Annotated in this window: 9 protein-coding genes; 2 read left to right on the forward strand and 7 right to left on the reverse strand. The window is 70.3% G+C overall.

What is annotated here, in order from left to right; translation table 11 throughout:
• Positions 1-52 precede the first annotated feature (52 nt).
• On the forward strand, positions 53-769 hold the full coding sequence (locus J8J14_RS13615; protein WP_209380078.1) for an IclR family transcriptional regulator: 717 nt from the start codon (positions 53-55) through the stop codon (positions 767-769).
• A gap of 380 nt (positions 770-1,149) precedes the next feature.
• On the opposite strand, the gene J8J14_RS13620 is transcribed toward J8J14_RS13615, so the two are convergent.
• The 7 genes from J8J14_RS13620 to J8J14_RS13650 all read right to left on the reverse strand — a co-directional run bounded on the left by J8J14_RS13620 (position 1,150) and on the right by J8J14_RS13650 (position 6,984).
• The gene (locus J8J14_RS13620) at positions 1,150-1,665 is read right to left on the reverse strand and encodes a hypothetical protein (protein WP_209380079.1); all 516 of its coding nucleotides are present in this window, start codon (positions 1,663-1,665) and stop codon (positions 1,150-1,152) included.
• A 41-nt stretch (positions 1,666-1,706) separates the two neighbouring features.
• Positions 1,707-2,069: a GCG_CRPN prefix-to-repeats domain-containing protein gene (locus J8J14_RS13625; RefSeq protein ID WP_209380080.1), complete on the reverse strand. Its 363-nt coding sequence runs from the start codon at positions 2,067-2,069 to the stop codon at positions 1,707-1,709.
• Positions 2,070-2,127: 58 nt separating this feature from the next.
• Positions 2,128-2,598 (reverse strand): cupin domain-containing protein, encoded by a 471-nt coding sequence (locus tag J8J14_RS13630; protein ID WP_209380081.1) that lies wholly within the window; start codon positions 2,596-2,598, stop codon positions 2,128-2,130.
• A gap of 37 nt (positions 2,599-2,635) precedes the next feature.
• Positions 2,636-2,881, reverse strand: a complete 246-nt coding sequence (locus tag J8J14_RS13635; RefSeq protein ID WP_209380082.1) for a hypothetical protein — start codon at positions 2,879-2,881, stop codon at positions 2,636-2,638.
• Positions 2,882-3,336: 455 nt separating this feature from the next.
• Positions 3,337-6,198, reverse strand: coding sequence for a winged helix-turn-helix domain-containing protein (locus J8J14_RS13640; RefSeq protein WP_209380083.1), 2,862 nt, complete (start codon positions 6,196-6,198; stop codon positions 3,337-3,339).
• Positions 6,199-6,319: 121 nt separating this feature from the next.
• Positions 6,320-6,538, reverse strand: a complete 219-nt coding sequence (locus J8J14_RS13645; RefSeq protein ID WP_209380084.1) for a hypothetical protein — start codon at positions 6,536-6,538, stop codon at positions 6,320-6,322.
• Positions 6,539-6,837: 299 nt separating this feature from the next.
• On the reverse strand, positions 6,838-6,984 hold the full coding sequence (locus J8J14_RS13650; protein WP_209380085.1) for a hypothetical protein: 147 nt from the start codon (positions 6,982-6,984) through the stop codon (positions 6,838-6,840).
• On the opposite strand from J8J14_RS13650, the gene J8J14_RS13655 reads away from it, so the two are divergent.
• A complete protein-coding gene (locus tag J8J14_RS13655) occupies positions 6,983-13,060 on the forward strand; it encodes an autotransporter outer membrane beta-barrel domain-containing protein (protein ID WP_209380086.1) in 6,078 nt (2,025 codons plus the stop codon). The genes J8J14_RS13650 and J8J14_RS13655 overlap by 2 nt on opposite strands.
• The last annotated feature ends 60 nt before the right edge of the window (positions 13,061-13,120 follow it).

Genomic DNA, 13,120 nt, shown 5'->3' on the forward strand with positions numbered 1-13,120 from the left:
CGCTGGACGTCCGGGTTGCTGCGCGCGCGGGCGGGCCGTAACCGTGCACGTCATGAACACTCAGACACGCTCGAATGCTTCGCTGGAGGGCGTCGCCTCTGTAGGCCGGGCCCTCACCCTGCTGTCCGCGTTCCGCAAGGGGGATGATGCCGTCACCCTGGCCGAGCTGACTGCCCGGACGGGGCTCGTGAAGACCACGATCATGCGGCTGGCCATCACCATGGAGGCGCATGGTTACCTCGTGCGCCTCCCGGACGGCTCCTACCGTTTGGGGGCGGAGCTGTTCCGGCTCGGCTCGGTCTACCAGCAGTCTTTCCGGATGGAGGCGCACGTCATGCCGGCGCTGGAAAGGCTGGTGGCCCAGACGGGTGAGAGCGCGTCCTTCTACGTCCGTAGTGGTGAGCACCGGCTCTGCCTGTACCGCGTCGACTCCCCGCACCGCTTGCGGCTGCATGTCCGCCAGGGCGACATGCTCCCGATGGATAATTCCGCCATCGCGCAGGTGCTGCGGATCTTCGGGACAACGCCACTGCCGCAAGAGGCGGCTACGACCCCGGTGCCGCTTTATACCGGGGGCGAACGAGACCCTCATGTCGCGGGTGTGGCCACCCCCGTCTTTGGGCCAGGCGATAATTTCGCAGGTGCTCTTTGCCTCACCGGGCCCGTGACCCGGCTCACCTGGGATGCGGCGGAAACGGCCAGTCCGATGCTGCTCCAGGTCGCGGCGGAGCTGACGCGCTCACTCGGTGGCGTGCTTCCAGCTGTGTAGCGTTGATATCCATCTGGTCTGGCAGGCCTGGGCGTCGGCCTTCGCCCGTATCTCCGTTGCCGTGAGGTATCTTGCGGGCTGCTGGGCGCTTAGCTGCTGACTCAAGAGTTGTGAAAAGTTTCGCTACCCTGCTTACAAGTGCCCCGCCCGGGCGCGTCCGTCCTGGCAAGGTCTGGCCGATAGCCGACTGACCGCTTCCGGGATAGCAGTGGCGCGAAGTATACATCAGCGGCCAGACCGCTGACGTTTATTCGCCCCTGACGAGGGCTCCTGGCAGTCTGTCGGCGCATGGGCCTGCGTTCCTGGCCCCGACCACGTCTTGTGGGACGGCAATGCGCGCATCGGCGCGGCGGGGGGCTGCCGCGCCGATCTTCGGCATGTCAGCCCTCCTCCTCGAACAGCCAGAGCTGCGCGCTCGGCTGGTTGGGGCCGCCCGTGTCATCCATGCCCAGGAAGGCCGGGACGCGACGGCGCTGCGCCTCGCTGAGGGAGTCGACCAGCGGCTTGGCCGCGCTGACGAAGCGGCGCAGTTCGCGGGCCCGCATCTCCTCGGCATCCGCAATGCCACTCAACACGTCGAGGAAGTGAGTGGGCGCGGCCGCCGAGGTGCCCCGGGCGCGGCGCTCGGCGGCACCTCGCACGATATCGCGGATGGCGGCCTCGACCGGCTCCCAGAGCCGCTCCTGCTCCGGCGTCAGTTCCAGCACCGTCCTGATGGCGGCAAGGCGGGCGTTCAGCACGGCGCGGGCGTCGGCCTCGGTGAACGCCGGGTACCGCGGCCCCTGCTGCGTGACCGGGGCGGAGGGCACTGCCGGGGCAGGCTGCGCATGCACGGCAGCCATGGGGACGGAGGCCATGAGGGTAGCGGCCATCAGAGTGAGACGCAGGGCTTTCATCGGGATGTCTCCTGTTCGTTCGGGTTCAAAGGATTCCGGAGCTACCGCCAGCCACCGCCGGGCAAGGCACCGTGATAGGGGGTGTCGCGGCAGTGGCCCCAGGGGCCGCGCCAGAAGCCGGGCGGGCAGCCATTCCCGCCGTGATAGACCGGTGGCGGAGGCGGCGCGTAGAAGTAGCCTGGGCCGGGACCGCGGCAGCCGCCCCAGGGCCCACGCCAGCGGCCGGGGCCGCAGCCCTCGGCGACGGGGATGATCGGTGATGCGACACCGGGGACAGGAGGCGTGAACACGGCCTCGGTCAGCACGGGCGATGCTGGAAGCGGGGGCGCGCTCTGGTTGTGCGCCATTGCGGGAGCGGTGCTGGCGATCGCCACGGCGGCGATGATGCCGAGAAGGGTTTTCAAGGCACGATCCTCTCTTGCGGAACATGGTTGGGTGGTGAGGGTGCGTCGGCTTTGGGCGTCAGTCCGGGCGGATGGCCGGCCCCAGGAGTTCAAAGCCCCAGTACTCCTCGAAGGTGGACAGCACCGCCGGATCGGCCGTGCCGCCGCGCATGACGCCGGCGAACTCCGTGAAGAAGCCCGCGGCATCGAGCCCCGGCATGATCAGAACGAGTTGGCTTGCCGGGCCGTCCGTGACGTTGAGGAAGCGGTGCTCCGCCCCGCCGGGAATGCAGACCAGGTCACCCATCGATGCGTCGAAGCGCTTCCCATCCACCTCGAAGAGGAAGCTACCGCCGGTGATACAGTGGATTTCCGTCTCGGGGTGGCGGTGCAGCGGCAGTCCCGAGCCCGCAGCGTGAACGGTCTCGATGACCGTCAGCTGCCCGTCGTTCCTCCGTCCCGAGAGTCGGACCCGCAGGTCCAGCCCGATCTCGGGGATGCGGATCGGCTCGCCGCCAGCCGTGTCGTGTAGGAAGTCAAACTCCGTCACGTCGTCTCTCTCCCTCCCGCACGGGGCCTGGCGGGCCTCAGCGGAAGGACTGCTTGGCCATCTCGATCTCGGTGAGGGCGCCACGGATCAGGCGCTCGGCCTCCGCCTTGTGGCCGGCGAAGCGGTTCGGGGCGCGGTTGAGGGACTCCAGCGCGCCGCGCAGCTGCGCCTCGGCGTCGTTCAGGTTGGGCCAGGGCTCCTGGGCGACGGCGCAGCCCGTGAGTGCGGCAAGCCCGGTCAGGGCGGCGGCGGAAGTGAGGGAGAGAGAGCCTCTGCGGGTCATGGTCCGAATTTCTCGTGTCATCTGCATCGTTGGCGCGCCCGGTACAGCGGGCTGCCTACGCTCCAGCGGTGATGTCCGGCGGAGCGAGGCGGCGCAGCCCGTAGGTCGCGGACCAGGATGTAGATGGCGGGTCGGAACGAAGTCCTGAGCGCAGCCCGAAACATTCCCGAACTTCCGCCCGAGATGGCCGAAAACCCGATCGGAAGCTGAAACTCCGCCGATGGCCTGCATGCGCGGCCGGCCCCCGAGTACGGCCGAGGGTAGACGGATCACCTGTTCGGATGCTGCGGCGGCAGGTGGTCAGGCTAGGGGTGTAAGAGGGTGGCTCGCCGCCGGAGCCGAGAGCAAGGCCTCTATCCCGGCGAGGCGAGGGCGCCGCAGGAACGGCGTCGCTCCCGTCACCAATTCAGAACGACGAAGCCTGAACGGGCGAGCCGCCCTGGGCGGCTGCCGGCCTAGGACGTGGAGGTGCAAGCATCCAGCAGGCCACCCGCCCTGGCCGTGGCCTCAAGCCGTACCGCCATCTCGAAGGCCTTCTGGTGGCGGTTCCGGTCTTCGGGCTTCCGCATGAACCAGAAGATTGGCTCCGTGCCGTTCACCCAACCGGGGCGTAGCCGGGCGACCTCGCGCAGCGCCTCGCGCGCCACGTCGATCTGGCCCGCCTCCATCGCTGCGACCACCATGGTCCTGAGGCAGAGTTCGTAGTCCGGCAGGCGGGCGGCGCAGAGGCGGAGCTCGGCCAGCGCCTCCTCGGCCTGCCCGCGCAGGAGCAGCGCGCGCCCGAGCACCGCGTGCACGACCGGAGGACAATGCGGATCCCAGGCAATCATCTGCCGAAGACCGACCTCCGCCTCCTCAGGAAAGCCTGCCGCCGCCAGGACGGCTCCACCCGTCATGCGCACGGCGTCGTCGGCCACCCGGTCGGTTCTGAGAGCGAGGCGAGCAGAGGCGACAGCCTCGCCCCAGTGCTCCTGCAAGGCGAGGCACAAGGAGAGCGCCGCGAGGCTGAGCGGGGAGTCCGGCTCCAACTCGGCGGCAAGGCGCGCCAGGCGCACGGCCTCTTGCAGTCCCTCGCGGTCCTTCCCATCAGGCCACCCTTGCACGATGGGGCGCGCGATTGCGAAGACGTGCCAGGCGCGAGCGGACGCGTAGTCAGGGTCGACCGCCGACGCCCGGGCGAACAGGTCGCGCGACGCCCTGGTCTCAGCCGGGGTGCTGCGGTTGTAGACCTCCCGCCCGAGCAGGGTGAGCTCACGGGCAGTCAGCTGTTCGACAGGCTTTTGGCGCGCCCGGCGGAGGCTTCTACGCCCGACCTGGAGGTTAATGGCAGCCGCGAGCGTCGCAATGGAGGCGGCCGGCACGTCGCCCTGCTGCTCCAACGGCCACTCTATCCGCTGGCTCCAGACGGAGGCCCCATCTGCAAGATCCTCGAGGCGGAGACGGACGAACAGGTTTCCGTTGGAGGCGTGCACGTCGCCCATAAGCGCAAAGCCGTGCGTCATCCGCTCCTCTGGCATGGCAAGGACGCGCAGATCCTCGTAGCAGACGAGTGCGGCGGTCAGCTCCGTTCCCAGCATAGTGGCCGCGAGCATCGAGGCGGCATCACCGGCGGCAACTTGCAAGGGATGCACCACGAGTGCTTCCTGTCGCTCGACCTCCACATTCCGCACGGGGAGGGACGGAAGGGATGCAGCCGCGCAGGGCCTGTCTTCCCCGACGGCCGGAACCGGCGTGGGTTCGCCTGCCCCGCTGTCGATGGAGGCGACATACAGGTCCAGTTGGCGGTGCGCCGCCTGGAACCGCTCCAGGTCCTCCGAGCGCCGGAAGAACCACATACCCTTGTGATTACGAGGCTCCCAGTCAGGCCTGAGGCGAAGCAACTCGCGCCGGGCCGCCCGGGCCTCCTCCAGCCGTCCGGTCTCAACTCCCGCGACCACAAGGAGTTCGTAGGTTGCGGCGAAGTCCGGAAGGCGGGAGGCGCAGAGGCGTAGCGGCACCAGGGCCTCTTCCGGCCTGCCCGTCAGCAACAGGGCCCGGCCGAGCAGCGTATGCACGGTTGGCGGGGCGAACGGGTTGAGCACGAGGGTTCCCCGCGCGACCTCCTCAGATTCCGCCGCGTGGCCCGCTGCCGCCAGGACCTCGCAGCAGGTATTGCGGGTCGCCGCCAGGGCGAGGGTTTCGCATGTCAGCGCCGAGCGTGCCGCCGTGAGCGCCTCCTCCCACCGTTGGTGCAGGACGAGGGCGAAGGCGAGGCGCGACAGGCAGAGAGGGGAATCCGGCTGCAGCTGCACGGCCCGCCGGGCGAGCCGGAGCGCCTCATCCCGCGCCTCCTGGCCGCCCGGGCTGCCCCAGCTGTGGGTGATGGCGCGATGCACCGTGTAGGCCTGCCACGCATAGGCCGGCGCGTAGTCCGGATCGGCCGCGATCGCGCGGGCGAACATCTCCTTCGCCACGAGCGTGTCCGCCTCGGTGTTGCGCTCGTGATGATCCCGGCCGACCAGGCACAGCTCGCGCGTCGTCAGCGCGGAGACAGGCTTCTTGCGGGCTACGGCCAGGCTGTGCCGTTCCACCTGCCGGTCCAGGTAGGCCGCCAGTGTCGCCAGCGTCGCCTCGGGCAGGCCGTATGCGGCGTCGCGCGGCTGGTCCAGCCGCTCCGTCCAGAGCGCGGTTCCGTTCGCAGCATCCTCCAGCCGCACCGTGATCCGGAACCCATCGCCAGCGGCGCGCACCTCTCCCTGAATGCGGTATCCTTCCGTGCGGGCAGCATCACTCGCAGGCATGACCCGCAGCCCGGGAAGGCGGACGAAGGCTGCAACAAAATCGGTGGCCAGCGCGTCGGCCAGCCGGGAGCAAGCCTGATCCCCATCCGGCGTGGTGAAGCGGTGGACCAGCAGAGGCGGTTCCCAGCGCCGGGCCTCGTCGGGCAGGACAGGGGCGATCGACACCTCATCCAGGCGTGCCTCGGGAAGAACTTCGATGTGCGACGGTTCATCCCGACGCAGCTCGGCAACCAGCATGTAGCCCCGCTTGGGAAGCGTCCGCAGCACGTGGGCCGCCCGGTCGCCAAAGGCACGGCGCAGATCGCTGATGCACTGGGTCAGGGAGTCGTCCGTGACCACCACGCCCGGCCACAGCGTCTCCATGAGTTCGTCCCGGCCCAGGAGGCGGCCAGGGTTGTCCAGCATGTGCCGGAGCAGCGCAAAGGGCTTAGGACGGAGGCGCAGCTCGGCCCCGTCCGGGCCTAGGAGGGCACCGCGCACGGGGTCCAGGCAGAACGCGTCGAAGTGGTAGGCCCCAGAGCCCTCACGCGGTGCCATCGTGTCGTCCTTCCGGAACGGTACACGATCATAATACGATAAAACTCCGAAACCAGCCGAACCTTGTTACAGCGCCTTCCTTTCGAGGCTCGGATTTCACTTCTCGGTGGCGCTGAGGCTCCTATACCGGTCGCCCGGGACGCAGGGCGGCGAGCTGGCGGAGCAGCGTCATCCTGCCGGTCAGGTGGTCGAGTTCCTCACATGGCGTCGAGGGCACGCTGACGATGATGGCCTTAAGTGCCACCATCGCTTCGCTCCGTTCCTTGGCGGCGTCGCGGGCCACCTTGAGATGGACCTGGCCCGCCATGACGCTGCGAGTAGCACCCTTGGCATCGACCATGTCGTTCTTACCCTTCTACCACCGGTGCTGAGGCTGGGCTGGTTCACCTCAAGAATGGGAAGGCCGTGCTCGTTCAGAAACCGGGACAGGCCTGCGCCGTAGGAGCCGGTGCCCTCGACACCAAAGGCGCGAATCAATAGCGCGCTCTAATCCGAAAAAACCCTGGACGAAGCGTCGGAAGGTGATCGGCAATCTTTGGGAGGCTCCTCAGGACATCCGGCAGCGCGAGCGGCGATACGAGGTTCCGCATCCAGCCAGGAACCCCGTGCCGTGCACTCTTCCACTCGCAAGGTTATCCCTCAAACGAAGTCCGCGCCCGCCACCACCGCAGCGGCACGCGGGCCCTCGCCGTGCCCCGGAGCACCCCGGCAGGTCGCGCCATTCGCCTCGTCCCGAGGCAAGCTACTCGCCTCCTGCTCGGGCACGGCGATACTGGCGGCCGCCATGGCGGCACCGCTCGTTCTGCTCTCCGCATCGGTGGGTGGCGCAGCCAGGGCCGACGACTGCGCCGCCTTTGAAGGATATGCCTGCTACTACGTGGTGCAGCCGCCCGCGGCCCCGGACAACCAGAATCCCGGCATCCCCGGCACCCAGGTCGGGGCAGCGAACGTCAACATCCCCGGCATCGCCTACCCGGCCGAAGAGATCGTGATCCAGACCACCGGCGGCGCGGGCGGAACAGGTTGGACCAACACGGGCACCGATCATTCAGGTGCGGACGGCGGCAGGGGAGGCGACGGCAACACCCTCACCGTCACGGTGCAGCCCGGCACCTCGACCGGGGCGATCACCGTGATCCAGGCCGATGGCGGCGCCGGCGGCATGGCCGGCTACAGCGGCCACCAAGGGACCGTGCACACCGCCGGCGACGGCGGGACGGCCGGCACCGTCGTGGCAGGCACGCGGGACGCCCCAATGGTCGGGCAGCTCAACAATCCAAGCGCGGCGCAGACGTGGGTACCGAATACCGGGATTCAGCTATCGGTGGGGCTCCTTGCCAGCGCCACGGGCGGCGCGGGTGGCGAGGGGACCAGCGGCAACGCAAGCGGCTCCAACAACGATGGCGGCGATGCCGGCAGCGGCGGCGGCGGCAGCGGCGGTGTGAGCGTCGTGTTCGGGGGAAGCGTCAGCGGCACCCAGGGCGGCATCCTCGCGCTCTCCCAGGGCGGCAACGGCGGTGACGGCGGCACGGCTTACGGCGAGGTAGGCGACCAGGGCGGCAACGGTGGCAACGGCGGCACGGGCGGCCCCGTGTCCGTTGTCCTCGCACCCGGCGGTTCGGCGAGCAGCACGGGCACCGGCGCCGCCATCACCGCCCAGTCCTTCGGCGGCCAGGGGGGGCAGGGCGGCTCGGGCAAGGGCCACGGCGGCAGCGACGGCAACGGCGGCACCGCGGGCACGGGCGCCGACGCCGGCAGCGTGTATGTGGAGAACTGGGGACGCGTCAGCACCGCCAGCGCGGACTCCCCGGGTGTCCTCGCGCAGTCCTTCGGAGGCGCCGGCGGCACGGGCGGCCAGGGCGGTGGTTGGGGCGCCAGCGGCGGCAACGGCGGCACGGGCGGCAGCGGCGGTTCCGTCGGGTTCGTCGGCGCCGCGGTTTCCTCTATCACCACGACAGGGACCAACTCCCCCGGCATCCTCTTGCAGAGCATCGGCGGTGGCGGCGGCAATGGCGGCAACTCGAACGGGTGGCTCGCCGTTGGCGGCGACGGCGCCGGCGCGGGCCATGGCCGCGACATCGCCATCGAGAAATCTACCAGTGCCGACGGCACCAGCCCCATCACGACCTCCGGCGAGCGCTCCACCGGTATCCTGGCGCAGAGCATCGGCGGCGGCGGCGGCAATGGCGGCAACGCCTCCAGTTCGGCCGTTGCGCCGATCAACATCGTCATTGGCGGCTCCGGTGCCGGCGGCGGCGACGGCGGCAAGGTGCAGGCCGCGATCACCGGCGACATCACGACCTCCGGCCTGCACTCCTCCGGCATGGTGCTGCAGTCCATCGGCGGCGGCGGCGGCAATGGCGGCTCGGCCTATTCCGGCACCAGCTCGGCCGCGGTCGGCGCCGCGGTGTCGCTGGGGGGCAATGGCGGCGGCGGCGGCCAGGGTGGCGCGGTTGGCCTTACCGTCAGCGACCCGACCACGGGGGCGACCTTCCCCACCAGCACGGGCCGGGTTCTGACGACCGGCGCGAACTCGCACGGCATCCTCGGCCAGAGCCTCGGCGGCGGCGGCGGCACGGGCGGGCTGTCCGGCGCCTCGGCGACGACCTACGCGGTGCCGACCGACGAGATCCCGATCCCGACCATCTCGGTCGGGGTCGCCATCGGCGGCTCCGGCGGAGCGGGTGGCAATGGCAGCAGCGTCACCCTGCAGAATACCGGCCTGATCGCCACGGCCGGTGGCGGGTCCATCGGCCTAGCAGGGCAGAGCATCGGCGGCGGTGGCGGATCGGGCGGTGATGCATCCGCGAGTTCCTCCGCCAAGGGCGGCAGCGACTCGCCAGTCAACATTTCCAGCTCCACCGCGATCGGCGGCAGGGGCGGCAGCGGCGGCGCGGGCGGCACCGTGACCCTCACCAACAACGGCATGATCTTCACCCGGGGCGAAGCGTCGGACGCCGTGCTGGCGCAGAGCATCGGCGGCGGTGGCGGCAATGGCGGAACGGGCGATGCGCAGGCCAAGAGCTCCGGCGACAACACAACCATCTCCTCCACCGTCGCGCTCGGCGGCACCGGGGGCGGCGGCGGGAATGCCGGCCCGGTCACCGTCACCAACACCGGTGCCCTGCTGACCCTTGGCGACGGCGCCATGGGCATTCTGGCCCAGGCGGTTGGCGGCGGTGGCGGGCGTGGCGGCGGCGCGGCGGGCACCAGCAATGGCAGCTTCACCGCCTCGGTCGGCGTCGGCGGCAACGGCGCGGTGGGCGGAAGCACGACGCAGCCCAACAACGCCAGCGCCGTGACGGTCACCAACAGCGGTACGCTGGTGACATTCGGCGCCGACGCGCCGGGCATCGTCGCGCAGAGCATCGGCGGCGGCGGCGGGCTCGGCGGCAAGTCTGCCAGCACGCTCGGCAACAACACCAACACCCGCGATGGCGGCAACGGGTCCAGCGGCAACGTCAACGCCGCCACGACCACCCTGAACAACGCCTTCCGGGAGGGCGGCGAGGGGCCGGTGAACCAGTACAACTCCATGTCCGGGCTGATCGGCGTGTCCAACCAGGCGCTGAGCGGCGTCACCGCCACGCGCCGGCTGGGCGACGACCCCGCGGGCGACGCCGACGACCTGGAGAATCTCGGCAAGTCCGGCGGCGACAGCGGCGACGACAGCTCCTCCACCTCCATCACCGTCCATGTGAATGTGGGCGGGCGGGGCGGCGCGGGCGGAAGCGCGGGCGGCGTGCTGGTCACCAACAGCGCCGGCGGCTCGATCGGCACCGTGGGGGCGATGTCGGACGGCATCATGGCGCAGAGCATCGGCGGCGGCGGTGGCCGGGGTGGCGCGGCCGTCTCCTCGATCACCAGCGCCCGGGTCAATGAGGGTGACAAGCAGGGCAACGTCCCGATCAGCGTGGGTGGGCGTGGCGGCGGCGGCGGCGATGCGGGCAATGTGGAGGTGGACAATGCCGGCAGCGTCACCACCATCGGCGCGCAATCGCTTGGCATCGTGGCGCAGAGCATCGCGGGCGGCGGCGGCATCGCCGGGACCTCGGCCGCGAAGGTCCAGGGCAACAACGCCGACAACACCTCGGTGCTGAGCCTGCCCATCGCGATCGGCGCTGACGGCGGCGGCGGGGGCACCGCGGGCACCGTCACCGTCAACAATTCGGGCGCGATCACCACGCGCAGCCACGACGCCATCGGCATTCTGGCGCAGAGCATCGTCGGCGGCGGCGGCATCCTCCGGACCCGCTCCAGCGACACCTCCGACAACAATGGCGGCGAGGCGGTGGCGACCGGCGGCAGCTACGGCATCAACCTCACCTTCGGAGGAAACAGCTGCGGTACCGTCTGCTCCACGGATCCGAGCAAGGAGGCCCAGCCCGGCACCGCGGGCGCGGTGAACGTCACGCATACCGGCACCATCACCACAGGGTCCGTCGCCTCGGATGGAACGAGGTTCGGGAGCAACGCCTACGGCATCCTGGCGCAGAGCATCGGTGGTGGCGGCGGCGTTGTGCTCGGCGGCACGCCGAACAACGCCGCCAACCCCTTCGGCATCGGAGCTATGATAGGAAGCGGCGGGCCGATCTCCGTCACCATCGGGCAGGCCTCCGGCGCGGCGGGTTCCTCCGGCAACATCACCACCTATGGCCGAGGTGCGGTGGCCATCCTGGCGCAGAGCATCGGCGGTGGCGGCGGGCTGGCCGGCGACACCGGAATGACCGCCCAGCGCTCGGGCTTCCAGCTTGCCCCCGGCCATATCGGCAACGGTGGGACGGTGCTGGTCCAGGTCGGCACCACCGCAACGCTGACCACCAATGCCGGGAACACGCCCGTGATCCTGGCACAAAGCATCGGCGGCGGCGGCGGGCGGGTGACGAGCAGCGGCTTTGGCGCCAATAACGGAACGGCGGGCGGAGTGGGCACCGCCGACTCCGTGACGATCGACGTCGGCGGCCAGGTGCTGGCGAACGGCTCGGCCTCGGCCGGCATCTACGCCGAGAGCGTGGGCCGGGCGAGCGCGACGAACCCGACCGGCGGCGGCGCCGTGCACGTCAACGTCCTTCCCGGCGGAGTCGTTCAGGGAGGGACCAACTTCAACCCGAATGACGGCTACGGCGCCGCGATCTACATCGTCGGCGGCTCTACCGCGCAGACATCGCCAGCCGCGAACAACATCAACAACGAGGGCACGATTACCTCACTCGGCGGCACCGGCACCCTCGGTACCGCCATCTACAGCACCGGCGGCTGGACAAACATCTACAACCAGCCTGGCAACAACCTCTCTCCTGTCACGATCACCGGCAGCATCAACCTGGGTAATGGCGGCGCCAACGGCGGCGGCAACATCATGAACAGCGGCACGATCAACGCGGGCCCGATCATGAACCTCGGTGCGGGCACACTGACCAACAACGGCACGCTCAACCCCTTTGGCACTGGCACGGTCGGCACGATCGCGATGACGGGCACGCTGGTGCAGACGGGTGCGGGCCGCCTGGTGGTGGACACGGACCACCGGACGGGCGCCTCGGACCGGCTGGACGTGCAGGGGTCGGTTCGGCTCGGCGGCACGGTTGAGGTGAATCCCTCCTCGGTGGCGAACCGTGCCGTGACGGTGCTGACCGCCACGGGTGGCGTGACGCTCGATCCGTCGCTGACCACAACACGCACGCACCTCTTCGCCTTCGACCCCCAGCAGGCCGGCAACAGCCTCCTGATCCAGCCCCGGGCGGAGTTCACGGGCCAGGCTGCCGGGCTCGGCGCCAACCAGCGGGCCGTCGCCTCCCACCTGCAGGAGCTGTGGAACGGCGGCGCCAGCATGGACGCGGGCTTCACGGCCCTCGCCGGGGTCCGGGACGGGGCGGGCTACGGGGCAGCCCTGAACAGCCTCTCCGGCCAGACGGTCGGGGCCATCTCGGCCTCGCGCTTCGCCAGCAGCCGGGACTTCAGCACCAACATGCTGAACGACTGCGCCACCTTCGGGGGCGCGGGCATCAACCAGGACGAGGCGAGCTGCGGCTGGGCGCGCGCCTTCGGCAGCACGGCGGCCCAGGACAGCACCAGCAGCGCGCTCGGCTACAAGGCGACGTCCTGGACAATGCAGACGGGCGGGCAGGTGCAGATCGCGCCGGGCTGGTTCATGGGCGGCTCCATCGCCTACCAGAGCAGCGTATTCCGCGGCGATGCGGGCTCCTCCAAGGTCAGCGGCGACAGCGTGCTGGTCGGCGGCCTGCTGCGCTACCAGGCCGGCCCCTGGCAGGTCTCGGGTGCCATCGACGCCGGCTATGGCTGGTACGAGAGCCAGCGATCGGTGCAGGCGGGGAGCTTCACGGGCACGGCCCGGGGCAAGCCGGACGCCTGGCATGTGGGCGCCCACACCCGGCTGGCCTATCAGGTGCCGCTCGGGGGCGAGGCGGGCGGCTGGTATGTGCAGCCGCGGGTGGACCTGCACCTGAACTACGTGCGGAGCGGCGGCTACACGGAGAGCGGTGCTGGGCCCTTCAACCTCGCCGTCGCATCCCAGGGCGCGACGACCTTCACCGCGGTCCCGGCCGTGGAGGTGGGCGGGCGCGTGCGGCTGGGCGAGGGGATGGTACTGCGGCCCTTCGCCAGCGCCGGCATCGAGCTGAGCGCGAACGGGGACTGGGCGGCCACCGCCCGCCTCGCGGGCCAGCCGGCCAGCCGGGGCTTCCGGGCCAGCACGCCCATCCCGAACGTGCTGGGCAAGTTCACCCTCGGCGCCGAACTTCTCAACACGTCGAACTGGGACCTGCGCGTCCAGTACAGCGCCGAGGTGGGCGACGGCTATACCTCCCACACCGGCCTCGCCCGCGTCGCCTATCGGTTCTGATGAGCAGGGCAGGAAGGGGGAGCTCCCCTTCCTGCTGACCAGGTACCCAGCGAAGGACGC

It is taken from the genome of Pararoseomonas baculiformis (assembly GCF_017813395.1).
GTDB lineage: Bacteria > Pseudomonadota > Alphaproteobacteria > Acetobacterales > Acetobacteraceae > Roseomonas > Roseomonas baculiformis.

Excerpts from the sequence above, each read along its gene's own strand:
- J8J14_RS13615 (WP_209380078.1), top strand. The coding sequence starts at position 53 with ATGAACACTCAGACACGCTCGAATGCTTCGCTGGAGGGCGTCGCCTCT.
- J8J14_RS13620 (WP_209380079.1), bottom strand. The coding sequence starts at position 1,665 with ATGAAAGCCCTGCGTCTCACTCTGATGGCCGCTACCCTCATGGCCTCC.
- J8J14_RS13635 (WP_209380082.1), bottom strand. The coding sequence starts at position 2,881 with ATGACCCGCAGAGGCTCTCTCTCCCTCACTTCCGCCGCCGCCCTGACC.
- J8J14_RS13640 (WP_209380083.1), bottom strand. The coding sequence starts at position 6,198 with ATGGCACCGCGTGAGGGCTCTGGGGCCTACCACTTCGACGCGTTCTGC.
- J8J14_RS13645 (WP_209380084.1), bottom strand. The coding sequence starts at position 6,538 with ATGGTCGATGCCAAGGGTGCTACTCGCAGCGTCATGGCGGGCCAGGTC.
- J8J14_RS13655 (WP_209380086.1), top strand. The coding sequence starts at position 6,983 with ATGGCGGCACCGCTCGTTCTGCTCTCCGCATCGGTGGGTGGCGCAGCC.
- J8J14_RS13650 (WP_209380085.1), bottom strand. The coding sequence starts at position 6,984 with ATGGCGGCCGCCAGTATCGCCGTGCCCGAGCAGGAGGCGAGTAGCTTG.